Genomic DNA, 15,039 nt, shown 5'->3' with positions numbered 1-15,039 from the left:
TGCCCCTCGCACCGTTCGCTATCTGGGAGGGATAGATGAGTCAACCCGGCGGGTACCCGCCACCCGGTCAGCAGCCCGGCCAATGGCCCGGGCAGCCGACGTTCGGTCAGCAGCCGCCAGTCGGCCAGTACCCGCCGCCGCAGGCACCCGCGCAGTACGCGCCGCCCGCGGGGCAGCATCCGAGTCAACCGCATCTCGCCCAACCGCAGCCGGGCCAGCCGCCGTACGGGCAGCCAGCGCCCCAATTCGGCGGGCCCGCACCGCAGTACGGGCAGCCACAGCCCTACGGCCAGCCGCCTTATGGCCAGCCGCAACCGTACGGTCAGCCACAACAGTTCGGCCCGCAGGGCTACGGCGCGCCCGCCGATCCGCCGGGCATCACCATCGATGCCTCGTATTCGCTCTGGACGTTCATGCTCGCGCTGACCAAGCCGAAGATCTTGGTCAACGGCCAGCGGGTGCCCAACACCCGCTGGGGCGCGAACCACATCCCGGTCGGCCCCGGCCAGTACCACGTCCGGGTCGCCACCCCCTGGTTGTTCGATATGGGTCCGGCCGAGGTCACCGTGCCGATCGCCGAGGGGCAGGCCACCCGGTTCTACTACAAGGCGCCGGTGGTGATCTTCCTCAACGGCGCGATCGGGCCGGTTCCGCAGAAGGCTCCGGGCGTGCTGTTCCTGTACATCGTCTGGGCCCTGGTCGGCCTGATGTTCCTGCTGAACATCATCCTGATCGCCGCGACGGCCTGAATCGGAGGAGGGCACCGGTACGCCGGTGCCCTCTCTTCGCACTTAGGCTTGACCTGCAAGCGCGTACAGCCGCAGGCTGGTGCCCGCGGCGGAAACGAAGGAGCAGGTCAGATGACGGAACCGGGATCCAAGCCGCTGGCGGGCCGGACGATGATCATGTCCGGGGGCAGTCGCGGCATCGGGCTGGAGATCGCCAAGCGGGCCGCGGCCGACGGCGCGAACATCACCCTGATCGCGAAAACCGATCAGCCGCATCCCAAGCTGCCGGGCACCATCCACACCGCCGCCGCGGAACTCGAGGCGGCGGGCGGGCAGGTACTGCCGTTCGTCGGCGACGTCCGCGTCGACGAGTCGGTGGCCGAGGCGGTGCGCCAGACGGTCGAGCGGTTCGGCGGCATCGACATCGTGGTGAACAACGCTTCCGCGATCGACCTGTCCCCCACCGACGCACTGCCGATGAAGAAATACGACCTGATGCAGGACATCAACTGCCGGGGCAGCTTCCTGCTGTCCAAGCTGAGCATCCCGCATCTGCGCGAATCGGCGAAGGCCGGGCGCAACCCGCACATCCTCACCCTGTCCCCGCCGCTGAACCTGGACCCCAAGTGGGCGGGCATGGCGCTGGGCTACACGATCGCCAAGTACGGCATGTCCCTGACCACGCTCGGGCTGGCCGAGGAACTCAAAAGCGACGGCATCGGCGTCAATTCGCTGTGGCCGCGCACCACCATCGCCACCGCGGCGGTGAAGAACCTGCTCGGCGGCGAGGAAATGATCTCCACCTCGCGCACCCCCGATATCTACGCCGACGCCGCCTACCTGGTGCTCACTTCGCCCGGCGAGCAGACCAGCGGCAACTTCTTCATCGACGACGAGGTCCTCGCCGCCCACGGCATCACCGATCTGGACAAGTACCGCGTCACCCCCGGCGACGGCGAACTCTCCACTGATCTTTTCTTGTCCGACGCTCCGCGTCTTTAGCCCGGACGCACGAAATCAGCTGTCGCGCCGGCCTTCGATCCCGAACAACCGCTCCCAGTTCTCGCGACTGGTCAGTTCCGGCATGGCGGCGCGGTACTGCGCCTGCACGGCGGGCAGCTCCCGGCGCAGGCGACGCAGCACACGCACCATACGACGCAACAGCCGCAGCGCGCGGGCCTTGTCACGCTGACGCACCCGCACGCCGGACTGCGAGGCGTCGGTGACCACCACATGGTCGAACAGCGAGACATGCCACCAGTAGGCGTCTTCCCGGGTGACGCCGATGATGCCGTGCTGGGTACGCCCCAGCCACTGCGTGATCGCGCGCTTGATCAGCACCAGCTTCGCGCGGCTGGGTTCCCCGCCCGCCCGGCGCAGCTGGATATCCGCGGAGCGCACAGGCGGTGTCGAGGCCGGATGCTTGATCGTCTCGGGGTAGTCGGCCCGGCTGGTCCGCGCGGCGGCCAGCGCTTCGATACCGCCGTCCCGCAACACCTTCGGGCCGTTCAAGAAGTCCTCGATGCCTTGCAGGGTGGTGTGCACCAGGCCGTACTGCATCGCGACCAACTGCTCCGCCATCTCCCGGAACAACCTGCCCGCGACGTCCTTACCGTCCAGCTCGGTGTGCAGCGAGCCGACGATCAGCGAGTTGCGGGTGCTGAAGTAGCGCGCCCAGTCGTCGTAGTCCTTCCAGTAGAAATCGGCGTGCCAGACCGCGGCGTTGGGCAGCGTGACGGTGACGAAACCGTGCTCACGCGCCCGGATGCCGTATTCCACGTCGTCCCACTGGAAGAAGATCGGGATCGGCAGGCCGATCTTCGCGACCACCTCGGCCGGGATGAGGCAGGTCCACCAGGCGTTGTAGCCCGCGTCCACGCGGCGCTCCTGGTTCTTCTTCAACATGCTGGTGTTGCGCAGCGCCTTCGGCACCTTCTGGCCGTGCCGCAGCCGGTTCAGATGCACTTCCTCGGCGCCGACGTTGAGGTAGTCGGGATTGAGCAGGAACAGCATCTGCGCGCCGACCAGGGTCGGCTCGACCGTCAGGTTGGCGAACGCGTTCAACCGCAGCACCGTCTCCGGTTCACACAGGATGTCGTCGTCCATCAGGATGACGTCGGCGTGCTCATTGACCGCGGACACCTCGTAGAGCCCCCGGGTGAAGCCGCCGGCGCCACCGAGGTTCGGCTGGCGCAGGTAGCGCAGCTTCTCCCCGAGGACCGGCGCGACCTCCTGGTAGCGCGGCCGGTTCTCGACCAGATCGGTGCCCTGGTCGACGACGTACACCGCGTCGATCGCGGCGAGCACGGTGGGATCGGAGGACAGCGCGGCGACCGTCTCGGCGCAGTCCTCGGCACGGTTGAAGGTGCAGATGGCGATGGCGACCGGGCGGACGCGTTCCGGCGCGACGGCGGTCCAGCTCAGTTCCGCGACGCCGAGCGCGCCGCCGATAGCGTCGAACTCCAGCCACAGCGCGCCGCCGTCGACGTACTGGTCGAGCGGGGCGGTCAGGGTGACCGAGCCGCTCGCGTCGACCCGCTGGGTCTCGATGATCCTGCGATGGCCCGCGATGTCGGAGGCCACCAGGCGGATGTTCGCCTTGGCGGCGACGTCGAGCACCATGGTGGCCCGCACCTCGGTCACCGTGGTCCAGCGCTGCCAGTAGCTGGCGGCGAACCGGCCGAAGTAGGTGTTGGTGTGCGCGGTCGCGCCCTTGTCCAAGCGCAGGGTCAGGCGTTCTCGGTGCGCGCCACCTTTCACGACGGCGTACAGCTCATCGCTCACCTTCGCCGACGGACCGGTGAAGATACCGCGCTGGAGCACGAGCCGGTCCGGCGCCCGATGGTCGGCGCGCAGCGCGGCAGGCGCCTCAGCGGCCGTCGAGCGATCGTTTGTGTCGGTAACGGCCTCGATAGCCGACTGATCCATGAAATCCTCGAAATTCTCATTGTGCCGGACGGGACAGACACGCCCCTCGATGCCTTCACGGCGGGGGTGAGGATATCAACCACCCTCCGCGGTTGCCCGCCGTACGGCAACGCCGACGTGTGCCCGAAGCATTGCTAAACGTTCGCCGATTCGTTGTCGGTGGCGCTGTCCTTGCCCGCTCGCACTCCGGTGAAGACGAACTTGTCGTAGGCCCAATACCGGAACACCACGGCCACGATCTGCCCGATCAACGTACCGGAGAGGTTGTCCGACAGCGGGCTCGACAGGTCGAGCAGGTAACGGGAGAAGCCGAGACAGCCCAGTTGCAGGCCGATCGCTATCACGTTGAACACGGCGTACAACAGATACTCGCGCCCGGGATTGTCGGTCTGCTTATGCGCGAAGGTCCACCATTTGTTGCCGAAATAGGTCACCACCGTGGCCACCGCGATCGCGATGATCTTGGCCGGGAGTGGGTAGTGATAGAGCACGCCCTCGCCACCCCAGAAGACCAGGAGGTTGTACGTGCCCGCGTCCACCAGGAAGCCGATCGCGCCGACCACCAGGAAAGCCCCGCCGCTACGCAGCCCGGCGAGCACCTTGCGAACGACCGCTCGGGTCTCCTGCGTCACTGGCTCGCCCGCGGATGCGGTGGACTCACTGGATGGCACGGCCCGACGCTACCGCAGGAACACCGCGGCGCCCGCGCCGGGAAAATCCGCTCCGGCACACGGTGAGGTCGGCCACGCACAAGCTGTGCGATCCCTGTACCCTCCCCGTGTTCCCACATTCACCACCGATCGCGAGGATTGACCCGGGTGGACTCCACCGAGCTCCGTATTGCCGCCGTGGTTCCGTGTCACAACGAAGAGGCCTCGGTCGCCAAGGTCGTAGCCGATCTGCAGGCCGCGGTGCCGGGAATCGTCGTCTACGTCTACGACAATCTGAGCACGGACAACACCGCCGAGCGCGCACGCGAGGCCGGCGCGATCGTGCGGCACGAGCACACCAAGGGCAAGGGCAACGTGGTGCGCCGCGCCTTCGCCGACATCGAGGCGGACGTGTACTTGATGATCGACGGCGACGACACCTACGAGGCGTCCGCCGCGCCGCTGATGATCAAGACGCTGCTCGACGGCCCTTACGACCACGTGCTCGGCGTGCGCAAGCAGGACGAGGGCGCCACGGCCTACCGCGCGGGCCACGAGACCGGCAACAAGGTGCTCAACGGCGTGGTCGGGAAGGTGTTCGGCGAGAACGTCGAGGACATGCTCTCCGGCTTCCGGGTGTTCTCCCGCCGCTTCGTGAAGAGCTTCCCCGCGGTGTCGCGCGAATTCGAGATCGAGACCGAGCTCACGGTGCATTCCTTGCACCTGCGGGTGCCGCGGACCGCGGTGCCGGTCGGCTTCCGCGATCGTCCGGCGGGCAGCGAGAGCAAGCTGCGCACCTATCACGACGGGTTCAAGATCCTCGCGCTGATCATCGGGCTGGCCCGGCACGAACGGCCGGTCGCGTTCTACGGGGTGTTCGGCACGCTGAGCTGGCTGGTCTCGATCATCCTGACCATCCCGATCATCGTCGAGTTCTACAACACCCACACGGTGCCGCGGTTCCCGACGCTGTTCCTCGCCTTCACGCTGCTGCTGCTCGGCAGCCTCGCGTGGACCGCGGGCCTGATCCTCGACGGCATCCGGCGCTCCCGCCACGAGGCCGCGCGCCTGGTGTACCTGCGCTATACCGCGGTGGGTGCGGAGGACCCGCGGAGCAAGGGCGGAGCCGGGCGTTGACGGCCTCGGCGAATCGGACCGCGACGCCGGAGGAGAATCTGGGCGAGCCCTCGGACACCGCGCCGCTACCCGCGACCGACACCGCACCGCTACCGGCGGTCGACGCCGACGTGGCCACCGCGGGAACGGATCGGTCCGCGCTGGGCTTCGCGGCGCGAGTGGTGACGCGCCTGGGCGGGGCGACGATCGCCTTCACCCTGCTGGCGACCATATTCGGTGCGTTGTTCACCGTTCTCACCCCGCCGATGTGGGGTCATGACGAGATCACCCAGTTCGGTCGCGCCTATCAGGTGGCGCACGGCGGGTTCCTGCCCCAGCGGATCCACGACGATCGCGGCATCGCCTACGGCGGCGACGTCCCGGCCAGTATCACCGAGCTGATGGGCTACGCGCAGCAGGACTACTCCACCAATCCGGGCGAGCCCGACCCCATGGTGGCCGACCCGGCCCGCTACGACCAGTTGACGAGCGCCACGGTCTCGGATGCCACCGAACCGGTGTGGTTCACCAATACCGCGGCTTACTCGCCGGTGCCCTACCTCCCGGCCGCGATCGGCATCCGGCTCGGCGAGCTCTTCGGGCTCGACGTGGGCGGCCTGCTGTTGCTCACCAGGCTCGCCGGACTGCTGGCCTACCTCGCGCTGGTCGGATTCGGCCTGTACGCCTTGCGCGCGCATCGGGTGCAGTGGCCGGCGTTCACCGTCGCCGCGCTGCCGATCGCGGTGTTTCAGGCCGGCACGGTCACCGCCGACACCATGACCAACGCGCTGGCCATCCTGTTCTCAGCGCTGCTGGTGAAGGCCATGTTCCTCGGCGAGCGCCTGGGCCGGGTGGAGATCGGCGCGCTGCTGGCCGCGACGATCCTGCTGCCGGTGAGCAAGCCCACCTATGTGCTGCTCGCGATGCTGGTCGTCCTGGTGCCCGCGGACCGATTCGGGTTCCGCGGCCGGTGGCGCGGCATTCCCTGGGCCTTCGCCGCGGCCGGTGCGCTCGCGTTCGCGGTGTGGATGAAGATCGCGGCGCCGACCGGCGACGGCATGGGCCTGATGCGGCCGCCGCACCAGTGGCACTCGGTGCGTCCCGGCGACCAGCTCAGCGGCATCCTGCGCGACCCGCCGGAGTTCGTGCGCGTGTTCGGCGAGAGCATCGCGCTGCGCGACCAGCGCTGGTTCAGCCAGTTCTTCGGTGAACTCGGCTTCGCCTACGTCGACGTGCCCGCCCTGTCCATGCTGGCCTGCCTGCTGGCGTTCGCGGTGAGCATCGGCGTCGCGGAACGGATGACGACCCCGGCTTTCCGCCGCACTCTGATCGTCGCGCTCACCATGGCCGCGAGCGTCGCGATGATCTACGTGACGCTGTACATGTCGTTCACGCCGGTCGGCTACTACATCATCGACGGCGTGCAGGGCCGCTACTTCGTGCCGCTGGCGATCGTGACACTCGCGGTGCTGCTGCGCTGGATGCCGCTGCGGCTCACCGACTCCGCGGGCAAGACCCCGGCGGTGGGCCCGGCCGTCACCGTGGTGGTGGCGACGAGTGTGGCACTGATCGCGGCGGCGGCGAAGTACTACACCATCGTCTGGGGCTGAGCGGCGTGGCGGCCCCGGGCGCCCTTCTCAGTCGCCCGTCGCGCTGAGCGTCCGCTCGCCGGCGGCGAGATAGGCGCGCTCGGTCGCGGCTTTATATGGGCGCCACCAGGTTTCATTGCCCCGATACCACTGGATCGTCGCCGCCAGTCCGGCGCGGAAGTCCGCGTAACGGGGTCGCCAATCGAGCTCGGAACGCAGCAACGTCGCATCGATCGCGTAGCGCTGGTCGTGGCCGGGCCGGTCGGTCACGTGGTCGAAATCGTCGGGGTCGCGGCCGAACTCCGCGAGGATCAGCCGCACCACGGACTTGTTGTCGAGTTGGCCGTCGGCGCCGATCAGGTAGGTCTGCCCGATCCGGCCCCGGCGCAGGATCTCCCACACAGCGCGATTGTGGTCGTCGACGTGGATCCAGTCGCGTACCTGGTGTCCTGCCCCGTACAGGCGGGGACGAACCCCATCGATCAGATTGGTGATCTGGCGCGGGATGAATTTCTCCACATGCTGGTAGGGACCGTAATTGTTACTGCAGTTGGAGATGGTGGCGCGTACGCCGAACGAGCGGGTCCACGCGCGCACCAGCAGGTCACTCGACGCCTTGGTGGCTGAATACGGGCTGGACGGGTTGTACGGGGTGGTCTCGGTGAAGGCCGGGTCGTCCGGGGCCAGGTCGCCGTAGACCTCGTCGGTCGACACGTGGTGGTAGCGCACGTCGTGCCTGCGCACGGCCTGCAGGAGGGCATAGGTCCCGACGATATTGGTCTGCACGAACGGCCACGGCTCGGCGAGGGAGTTGTCGTTGTGCGACTCCGCGGCGAAGTGCACCACCGCGTCGACGCTGCTGACCAGTTCGTCGACCAGGTCGAGATCGGCGATGTCGCCGTGCACGAACTCGATGCGGTCGGCCACCGGGTCGAGCGAGGCTCGGTTCCCGGCATAGGTCAGGGCGTCGAGGACGGTGACGGTCGCATCCGGGTGGTCGGACACGGTCTGCTGGACGAAGTTGGCGCCGATGAAACCGGCGCCACCGGTGACGAGCAATCGCACGCTATGACTGTACGTGGGGCCGCGCCGCCTCGGCGACGGACTCGAAACCCGGTGCGGCTTAACCAAACTCCATGGTTTCGATCTGTGATATTCGTCTCATTGACTTCCCAATGTTTAGAGCACTCAGATTGTTTCAGTGCGGAAAAGCCCGGTCAGCGCCCCTATTTCCGCGACCCCACCAAGCCGCAAGTCTCGATGGTGAACAGAATTTGAATAAACAGTCACAAAGGGTTCACCACGCGTTAGCTGGCCTAGATTTTGCTCCTCTAGTCCCCTCCGAACGCTTCAATCGAGGTTCCAAACAAAATGCTGATGAGGAAATTCGCCGCGACGTCGGCACTGCTGATCGCCGCTCTCGGCGTCACCGCCGGCACCGTCTACGCGGATCCGGCCACCGAAGCCGACAGCGGCGTGGTGAACTGGAGCGCGGCCGCCACCCCGGTGTCGACCATTATCAAGACCGACAGCGGCTCGCTGGTCAACGAGGACGGCGTGTTCAAGATCAAGGCCGCCAACGGAGCCACCGTGGCCGGTACCGAGCTGAAGTTCCGCGTCGACGACTTCGAGTTCCCGATTGCTGCCGAGATCTCCGACCACACCGCCGTCCTGATGCCGCAGTACGACATGGAGCACGCGGTCTACAAGCCCGTCGCCCTGCCGTTCGAGGACAAGGCGCCGTGGAAGACCGAGTACGACCGTGAGCAGGCCGCCTTCAACCGCATGAAGGACACCATCTCCACCGGTGCCACCATCGGCACCCTGGTCGGTGGCCTCAGCGGCGCGGCCCTCGGCTGCGTCGCGGGCGCCGGCGTGGGCCTGGTCCTGACCGGTGCGCTGCTGACCCTGTTCGGCGCGGGCCCGATCGCCGGCTGCATCGCCGGTGCGGCCGCCGTCGGCTTCCTGGGCACCCTGGCGGGCCAGCTGTTCGTGACCGCTCCGGTCGCGATTCTCGCCGCGATCCAGTACGTCACGACGATCAACCAGCCGTTCAACGCGCCGAAGTAATCCACGCCTGAACGCACACAACTGAAACGAATCGAAGCCCCGCCCGCGCGGTTGCGCGGGCGGGGCTTCGAGTATTTCTGCTGCCTATCAGATGAACAATAGATGGACAAAATGTAACCAACGAGATTTTTCCGGGCGTCGGCCTGAACTATCAAGGGCAAATAACTTCAATTCGGAACTAATAGCTTCCCCTGGCGGGCCCCACCCCCGAGCTACACCCTGAAACAGCGCGCCCCACACAGGACGCGAGCCCCGTCCCGGCCGAGTGCGGGGCGAGGCTCGCCTGGAAAGGCGGGACGGTCAAGCCGTCCGCGCCTGTTGGTCGTCCCCGATGCGGGCACGCACGAACCGTGCGACCCGGGCCAGCGCCGCCCTGCTCTCCGGCAGGTTGGGCGCGATGCTCATGAAGGCGTGCACCTGGCCGCGCCACAGTTCCAGGGCGTTCGGCACGCCCGCCGCGGTGAGCCGCTGCGCCATCAATTCGCAGTCGAAGCGCAGCACCTCGTCCTCCGCGGCGATCAGTAGCACGGGCGGAAGCGCGGACAGCACCGCGTTGACCGGCGACAGGCTCGGATCCAGCGTCCCGTCGACCTCGGCGCCGATGCGCACCACGGCTTCCAGCGCCGACAGCGGGATGTACGGATCGCGCGCGAGGTTCACGTAATCCCGCTTCGCCCGGTAGTCCAGGTCGAGCAGCGGACTCAATCCGACCAGCCCGGCCGGCGCGCGCAGCCCCGACTCCAGAGCCAGCAGGGCGGTCGCGAAGCCGAGGTATCCGCCCGCCGAATCGCCCACGAAGATGATCCGCCCCGGATCCGCTCCGTGACGCAGCAGCCAGCGGTAGGCCGCCAGACAGTCGCGCACCGACTCGCTGATCCGCGTACGGGGCAGCTGGCGGTACTCGACGTTGATCACCGGCAGGCCGGTGCGGCGCGCCAGGCTCGCGGCGACCGGGCGGTGGCTGCGGGTATTGCAGATCGCGAAGCCGCCGCCGTGCATGTACAGCACCGCGCCGTGCCGCAACGCACGCGACGCACCGGCCGGGCGAATGATCTCCAGGCGGATGCCGCGCAGCGACACCTGCTCCCGATCGATCCCGTGCGGTCGAGGACGCAGCCGCGCCAGCCCGTCGACGGTGACCGCGCCGACCGGAATGGTCACCCTGGTCACCGGGACGGTTCGCAGCGCCGGTCGGACCACGCCCATGCAGGTGGCCAGCAGCAAGCGTGATTGCGGGCTGGGGCCCTGCGGATTCATCACCACACCGGGCTCGCCGTCTCTGGTCGCCATCGCGTACCTACCTCACAACTGGCGCGCCTATCACGACCGGACCGTCCCAGGGCGAGCTGTCGGCGCCGACATCTCACACAGTGTCTTTCCGAACACCATGCGCTTGTGACCTATGCAACAGAATCGCTCCAACCCCGCGGCGGCGAAACGCCCGTAACCGAATCGAGGACTACTCGGAACCTCACCGAATCCCGCGGCCGTACGACTGGCAGACTCCAGGGCATGCGCGGAATCATTCTGGCGGGCGGCACCGGCTCCCGGTTACACCCGATCACGCGCGGGGTGAGCAAGCAGCTGGTCCCGGTCTACGACAAACCCATGGTCTACTACCCCCTGTCCACGCTGATGCTCGCGGGGATCAGGGACATCCTGGTGATCACGACGCCGGCGGACGCGGCCGCGTTCCGGCGCCTGCTCGGCGACGGCACGCAGTTCGGGCTGTCGCTGAGCTACGTGGTCCAGCCCGAGCCGGACGGCCTGGCCAGGGCTTTCGTCCTCGGCGCCGATCACATCGGCACAGATTGCGCCGCGCTGGTACTCGGCGACAACATCTTCCACGGCCCCGGCCTCGGCACCAGTCTGAATCGCTTCCACGGCATCGACGGCGGCGCGGTGTTCGCCTACTGGGTTTCCGACCCGACCGCCTACGGCGTGGTGGAGTTCACCGAAGGACGCGCGGTGTCCATCGAGGAGAAGCCCAAGACACCGCGATCGAACTACGCCATTCCGGGGCTGTACTTCTACGACAACGACGTGGTGGAGATCGCCAGGTCGCTGCGTCCGTCCGCCCGCGGCGAGTACGAGATCACCGACATCAATCGCGCCTACTTGGAACAGGATCGTCTGAGCGTGGACGTGCTCGCCCGCGGTACCGCCTGGCTGGACACCGGTACCTTCGATTCCCTGCTCGACGCCGCCAATTACGTACGCACCATCGAGGAGCGGCAGGGCCTCAAGATCGGCGTGCCGGAGGAGGTGGCCTGGCGGATGGGCTTCATCGACGACGAGCAGTTGTGCGCGCTCGCCGAACCGCTGGTCCGCTCCGGTTACGGCCGCTACCTGCTCGATCTGCTCGAACGCGGTCGGGACTGGTGAGCATGGAGTTCCGGGAACTCACGGTGCCGGGCGCGTGGGTGATCACGCCGCGCCGGCACGGCGACCACCGCGGCATGTTCCTCGAGGGCTTCAAGGCCTCGGAGTTCGAGAAGGTGACCGGGCGTCCGTTCGACCTGCGACAGGTCAACTGCTCGGTCTCGGCGGCCGGGGTGCTGCGCGGCATCCACTACACCGACGACCCGCCCGGTCAGGCCAAGTACGTGACCTGCGTGCGTGGCGCGTTCCTCGACGTGGTCGTCGACCTGCGCCCCGGCTCGCCGACCTACGGCCGCTGGGACAGCGTGCTGCTCGACGACGTCGACCGGCGCTCGGTCTTCCTGTCCGAAGGACTCGGCCACGCGATCCTCTCGCTGGAGGACGGCTCGACGGTCACCTACCTGTGCTCCCTGGAATATCAGCCGGAGTTCGACCACGATATCGACGCGTTCGATCCAACGCTCGGCATCGAGTGGCCGCGGGTCGGACGCGACGGCCGGGCACTCGCGTTCATTCGATCCGCGAAAGACGCCGTCGCCCCGCCGTTTTCGCGGTCCGGACGGATAAGCGGCCGGACATAGGGGCATTCTGACGTCGGCACCGGACCGTGCGGCGAGGCAACGCGGGCCGCATCGGGCAAGGCAGGCCATGGCACCGGACGGAGTCGGACCGGGCAGCCGCGCCATGAACACAACGCGGCACGGTCGGGCTCGAGTCCCGCGCCGGACTGAGCGAGACCGAGCAGCCGCCACCACAGCCGGGCGCAGGCGCTCCGGAACCCGAGGCCGAGGGCTGGCAGCCGCACAGTCGCGCCGCCACCCGATTCCGGGTGACGGCGCTGGGCGTTCACCACCTCGGTCAGCCGACGGGTTGCAGTTCCTTCTTCTCGTTCGCCGCCCGATCCTGACCGCGCAACCGCGGCACGAAGGCCAGCAGGGCGACAAGCGCGCCGACGATGGACACGCCCGCGGCGAACTCCAGACCGGGACGGTAGGTGTCGAGCATCCCGGCGGCCGAGATGTCGGCGTGCGCGCCGGAGGAGATGATCGCCGTGGTCACCGCGAGCACGATGGCCGCACCGACCTGCATGGACGTTTGGAGCACGCCGGCGGCGAGACCCTGTTCCTCGTCGTCGATGCCGTTGGTGGCCTGGATGTTGATGGCCGGGAAGCCGACCCACCCGATACCGATGAGCAGCACCGCGGGCAGCAACATCGTCAGATAGGAAGGAGCGGTGTCCAGCCGCAGGAACAGCAGGTAACCGACGGCCATCACGGTCGTGGTCACCGCGATCACCGGGCCGGTGCCGAGACGATCGACAAGCCTGTCGGAGAAGAAGGCCGACAACACCACCAGCAGACCGACCGGCAGCAGCGCCATGGCCAGCTGCAACGGAGACCAGCCGAGAGTGTCCTGCAGGTACAGGGTCACGATGAACTGCCAGCTGAAGTAGGACCCCGCCACCGCGACGATTGCGAGACCGGCCCGCACCAGCGAGGCCTTGCGCAGGATCCCGAGGCGAACCAGCGGGTAGCGCACCCGCTTCTCCACCGCGACGAACCCGGCGAACAGAGCGGCGACCGCGACGAACGAACCGATGGTGCGCACCGACGCCCAGCCCACTTCCGGCGCGGCGACCACGGTGTAGACCAGCAGCAGCATGGCGGCGGTGGACAGCAGCGCCCCCAGGAGGTCGTGTCCGCCGTCCTCGGCGGGCCTGTCCTTGGGCACCAGCGCGAGGGCGGCGACCAGCGCGGCGAGCGCGATCGGCACCGGCAGCAAGAATGTCCAGCGCCAGCCGACACCGGTCATCAGACCGCCGAACAGCAGGCCCATGGAGTAGCCGCCCGCGCCGAACACCGTGTAGATGGACAGCGCCTTGTTGCGGGCGGGACCCTCGGCGAAGTTCGTCGTGATGATGGACAGGCCGGTCGGCGCGGTGAACGCGGCGGCGAGGCCCTTGACGAAGCGGGTGAGGATCAGCAGCGGACCGGAGCTGACCAGACCGCCGGCCAGCGAGGCGACCGCGAAGACCGCGAGCGCGATCAGGAAGACCTTGCGCCGCCCGAGCAGGTCTGCGGTGCGGCCGCCGAGCAGCAGCAGACCGCCGTAGCCGAGGACGTAACCGCTGATCAGCCATTGCAGGGTCGAGGTGGACAGATCGAGTTCTGCACCGATGGACGGCAGCGCGACACCGATCATCGAGACGTCGAGGCCGTCGAGGAACAACACGATGCACAGGGTGATCAGCATGCCCCAGAGCCGGGCTGACCATCTGGCCGGACCGCTCGCCGGAGCGGCCGAAAGCGTTGTCGGTGAAGTCATGCGGCGAACTTTACATGCACGTGCATTAGATGCCAATACATTAAATGCGATTGCATAGATTATGCGGACCCACTAAGATGGGGCCATGTCGAAGCCGACCACCCTGAGCACAACCCGGCGCGCTCCCGCACCGGCCGGGCTCGTTGGAGAGTGGCGTGAGCTGCTCGACCGGCACGCGGCGGTGAGTTGCGCGCTGGAGAAAGCGCTCCAGAACGGCCATCACATCGGGCTCAGCGAATTCGAGACGCTGGACCGGCTCGTCGACGCCAACTGCGGCGACTATCGGATGAGTGACCTCGCCAACGACATCTACCTCAGCCAGAGCGCACTGTCACGGGCCGTGGCGCGGCTGGAGCGCGACGGACTCGTCCAGCGCACCATGTGTGAGCAAGACCGCCGCGCCGTGTTCGTCTGCCTCACCGAGAAGGGCCGCGAGGTCCACGAGCAGGCCCTGCCCACCCACCGCGCGGTATTGAGCGACACCTGGGCGCTGCCGGGTTCGCCCAAGTGCTGATCAGCGCGCTCGAGGCCATACCGCCATGCCGTCGTGATAGCCGCGATCCGCAGCTGGGCCGAAAACTACCGTGCGTCAAATACTTCCGCGCGGCGCGATTTCGTCGCTACCTGCGCGGGTTTCGCTTGCGGAAGCGCCAGAACTGCACCGCCCGAACGTCTTCGGACAGCTGGTTGACCGGCTCGGCCACGTCCGACAACGCCTGGAAGAGGTCGTCGGCCAGTTCACTGATGTGCTCCACCCTGGTCGCCAGGCGTGAAGCGTTCACCAGGAACTCGAGTATCAGGCGGACGGCGGCGGCGATGGTCAGGCCGAGCGGCACGCCGAGCACCGCGGCGAGCACGCCGAGCACCGCGGACATCCGCCATGCCGAGACCGTCAGCGTGATGGGCACAGCGAAGGCGAACACCAGACCCAGGATGTAGGCCAGCGGCAGGAGTGTGCGGGTGGCCGGGCGGTGGAACTGCACGTCGAGCAGGGCGCGCGCAGCCGCGGCGCTCCACTGTGCGAACGCCCGCGGGCTGCGGAACGGCTCGGCGGGTTGTTCTTCGTCGGAGACGGTCCCGGAGAACCGCTCGGCCGCCGACTCTTTCCACCTGATCGAGCGCGACTCGGGCTCATGCTCGTCGGCGTCCGCGAGCGCGCCGCCCGCCGGCGCGCCGGTTCCGTTGGATGCATCACTCATGTCGTGTCCTCTTTCCGCCCGAGGCTCGAGGCTCATGCCGAGAATCCTCCCT

The 15,039-nt window shown here is 67.8% G+C and carries 14 protein-coding genes; 8 read left to right on the top strand and 6 right to left on the bottom strand.

Annotation, left to right across the window (positions count from 1 at the left end; genetic code table 11):
* Positions 1-35: 35 nt before the first annotated feature.
* The gene (locus tag ACT89H_RS20750) at positions 36-749 is read left to right on the top strand and encodes a chromosomal replication initiator protein DnaA (RefSeq protein WP_445110274.1); all 714 of its coding nucleotides are present in this window, start codon (positions 36-38) and stop codon (positions 747-749) included.
* A gap of 111 nt (positions 750-860) precedes the next feature.
* Positions 861-1,730, top strand: coding sequence for an SDR family oxidoreductase (locus ACT89H_RS20745; protein ID WP_445110273.1), 870 nt, complete (start codon positions 861-863; stop codon positions 1,728-1,730).
* 15 nt (positions 1,731-1,745) lie between these two features.
* Here ACT89H_RS20745 and ACT89H_RS20740 read toward each other — a convergent pair whose 3' ends face one another.
* Both ACT89H_RS20740 and ACT89H_RS20735 read right to left on the bottom strand, forming a co-directional pair.
* A complete protein-coding gene (locus tag ACT89H_RS20740; RefSeq protein WP_445110272.1) occupies positions 1,746-3,656 on the bottom strand; it encodes a glycosyltransferase in 1,911 nt (636 codons plus the stop codon).
* A gap of 134 nt (positions 3,657-3,790) precedes the next feature.
* Entirely contained in the window at positions 3,791-4,327 is a 537-nt protein-coding gene (locus ACT89H_RS20735) for a GtrA family protein (RefSeq protein ID WP_445110271.1), read from the bottom strand.
* Between the two features lie 147 nt (positions 4,328-4,474).
* On the opposite strand from ACT89H_RS20735, the gene ACT89H_RS20730 reads away from it, so the two are divergent.
* Both ACT89H_RS20730 and ACT89H_RS20725 read left to right on the top strand, forming a co-directional pair.
* Positions 4,475-5,443: a glycosyltransferase gene (locus tag ACT89H_RS20730; RefSeq protein ID WP_445110270.1), complete on the top strand. Its 969-nt coding sequence runs from the start codon at positions 4,475-4,477 to the stop codon at positions 5,441-5,443.
* Positions 5,440-7,032, top strand: coding sequence for a DUF2142 domain-containing protein (locus tag ACT89H_RS20725; protein ID WP_445110269.1), 1,593 nt, complete (start codon positions 5,440-5,442; stop codon positions 7,030-7,032). The genes ACT89H_RS20730 and ACT89H_RS20725 overlap by 4 nt, the downstream gene beginning before the upstream one ends.
* Before the next feature lie 27 nt (positions 7,033-7,059).
* On the opposite strand, the gene rfbB is transcribed toward ACT89H_RS20725, so the two are convergent.
* Positions 7,060-8,076: a dTDP-glucose 4,6-dehydratase gene (rfbB, locus tag ACT89H_RS20720; protein WP_445110268.1), complete on the bottom strand. Its 1,017-nt coding sequence runs from the start codon at positions 8,074-8,076 to the stop codon at positions 7,060-7,062.
* Between the two features lie 306 nt (positions 8,077-8,382).
* Between rfbB and ACT89H_RS20715 the strand changes: the two genes are divergently transcribed.
* Entirely contained in the window at positions 8,383-9,081 is a 699-nt protein-coding gene (locus ACT89H_RS20715) for a DUF8020 domain-containing protein (RefSeq protein ID WP_445110267.1), read from the top strand.
* A gap of 300 nt (positions 9,082-9,381) precedes the next feature.
* Here ACT89H_RS20715 and ACT89H_RS20710 read toward each other — a convergent pair whose 3' ends face one another.
* A complete protein-coding gene (locus ACT89H_RS20710) occupies positions 9,382-10,371 on the bottom strand; it encodes an alpha/beta hydrolase (protein WP_445110266.1) in 990 nt (329 codons plus the stop codon).
* A 222-nt stretch (positions 10,372-10,593) separates the two neighbouring features.
* Here ACT89H_RS20710 and rfbA point away from each other — a divergent pair, with 222 nt between their 5' ends.
* Positions 10,594-11,466 (top strand): glucose-1-phosphate thymidylyltransferase RfbA, encoded by an 873-nt coding sequence (gene rfbA / locus ACT89H_RS20705; protein ID WP_445110265.1) that lies wholly within the window; start codon positions 10,594-10,596, stop codon positions 11,464-11,466.
* A gap of 2 nt (positions 11,467-11,468) precedes the next feature.
* Positions 11,469-12,044 (top strand): dTDP-4-dehydrorhamnose 3,5-epimerase family protein, encoded by a 576-nt coding sequence (locus tag ACT89H_RS20700; protein ID WP_445110384.1) that lies wholly within the window; start codon positions 11,469-11,471, stop codon positions 12,042-12,044.
* Positions 12,045-12,321: 277 nt separating this feature from the next.
* On the opposite strand, the gene ACT89H_RS20695 is transcribed toward ACT89H_RS20700, so the two are convergent.
* Entirely contained in the window at positions 12,322-13,788 is a 1,467-nt protein-coding gene (locus ACT89H_RS20695; RefSeq protein WP_445110264.1) for an MFS transporter, read from the bottom strand.
* A gap of 85 nt (positions 13,789-13,873) precedes the next feature.
* Here ACT89H_RS20695 and ACT89H_RS20690 point away from each other — a divergent pair, with 85 nt between their 5' ends.
* Positions 13,874-14,302: a MarR family winged helix-turn-helix transcriptional regulator gene (locus tag ACT89H_RS20690; protein WP_445110263.1), complete on the top strand. Its 429-nt coding sequence runs from the start codon at positions 13,874-13,876 to the stop codon at positions 14,300-14,302.
* A gap of 106 nt (positions 14,303-14,408) precedes the next feature.
* On the opposite strand, the gene ACT89H_RS20685 is transcribed toward ACT89H_RS20690, so the two are convergent.
* Positions 14,409-14,987 carry a DUF4282 domain-containing protein gene (locus ACT89H_RS20685; RefSeq protein WP_445110262.1) on the bottom strand — a complete coding sequence of 193 codons (579 nt, stop codon included), beginning with the start codon at positions 14,985-14,987 and terminating at the stop codon, positions 14,409-14,411.
* Positions 14,988-15,039: the final 52 nt, after the last annotated feature.

It is taken from the genome of Nocardia aegles (genome assembly GCF_052545135.1).
This window is presented reverse-complemented; position numbering and strand designations above follow the sequence as displayed.

Coding starts and splice junctions, on each gene's coding strand:
- ACT89H_RS20700 (WP_445110384.1), top strand. CDS start 11,469: ATGGAGTTCCGGGAACTCACGGTGCCGGGCGCGTGGGTGATCACGCCG.
- rfbA (WP_445110265.1), top strand. CDS start 10,594: ATGCGCGGAATCATTCTGGCGGGCGGCACCGGCTCCCGGTTACACCCG.
- ACT89H_RS20750 (WP_445110274.1), top strand. CDS start 36: ATGAGTCAACCCGGCGGGTACCCGCCACCCGGTCAGCAGCCCGGCCAA.
- ACT89H_RS20715 (WP_445110267.1), top strand. CDS start 8,383: ATGCTGATGAGGAAATTCGCCGCGACGTCGGCACTGCTGATCGCCGCT.
- ACT89H_RS20685 (WP_445110262.1), bottom strand. CDS start 14,987: ATGAGTGATGCATCCAACGGAACCGGCGCGCCGGCGGGCGGCGCGCTC.
- ACT89H_RS20745 (WP_445110273.1), top strand. CDS start 861: ATGACGGAACCGGGATCCAAGCCGCTGGCGGGCCGGACGATGATCATG.
- ACT89H_RS20690 (WP_445110263.1), top strand. CDS start 13,874: ATGTCGAAGCCGACCACCCTGAGCACAACCCGGCGCGCTCCCGCACCG.
- ACT89H_RS20695 (WP_445110264.1), bottom strand. CDS start 13,788: ATGACTTCACCGACAACGCTTTCGGCCGCTCCGGCGAGCGGTCCGGCC.
- ACT89H_RS20740 (WP_445110272.1), bottom strand. CDS start 3,656: ATGGATCAGTCGGCTATCGAGGCCGTTACCGACACAAACGATCGCTCG.
- ACT89H_RS20710 (WP_445110266.1), bottom strand. CDS start 10,371: ATGGCGACCAGAGACGGCGAGCCCGGTGTGGTGATGAATCCGCAGGGC.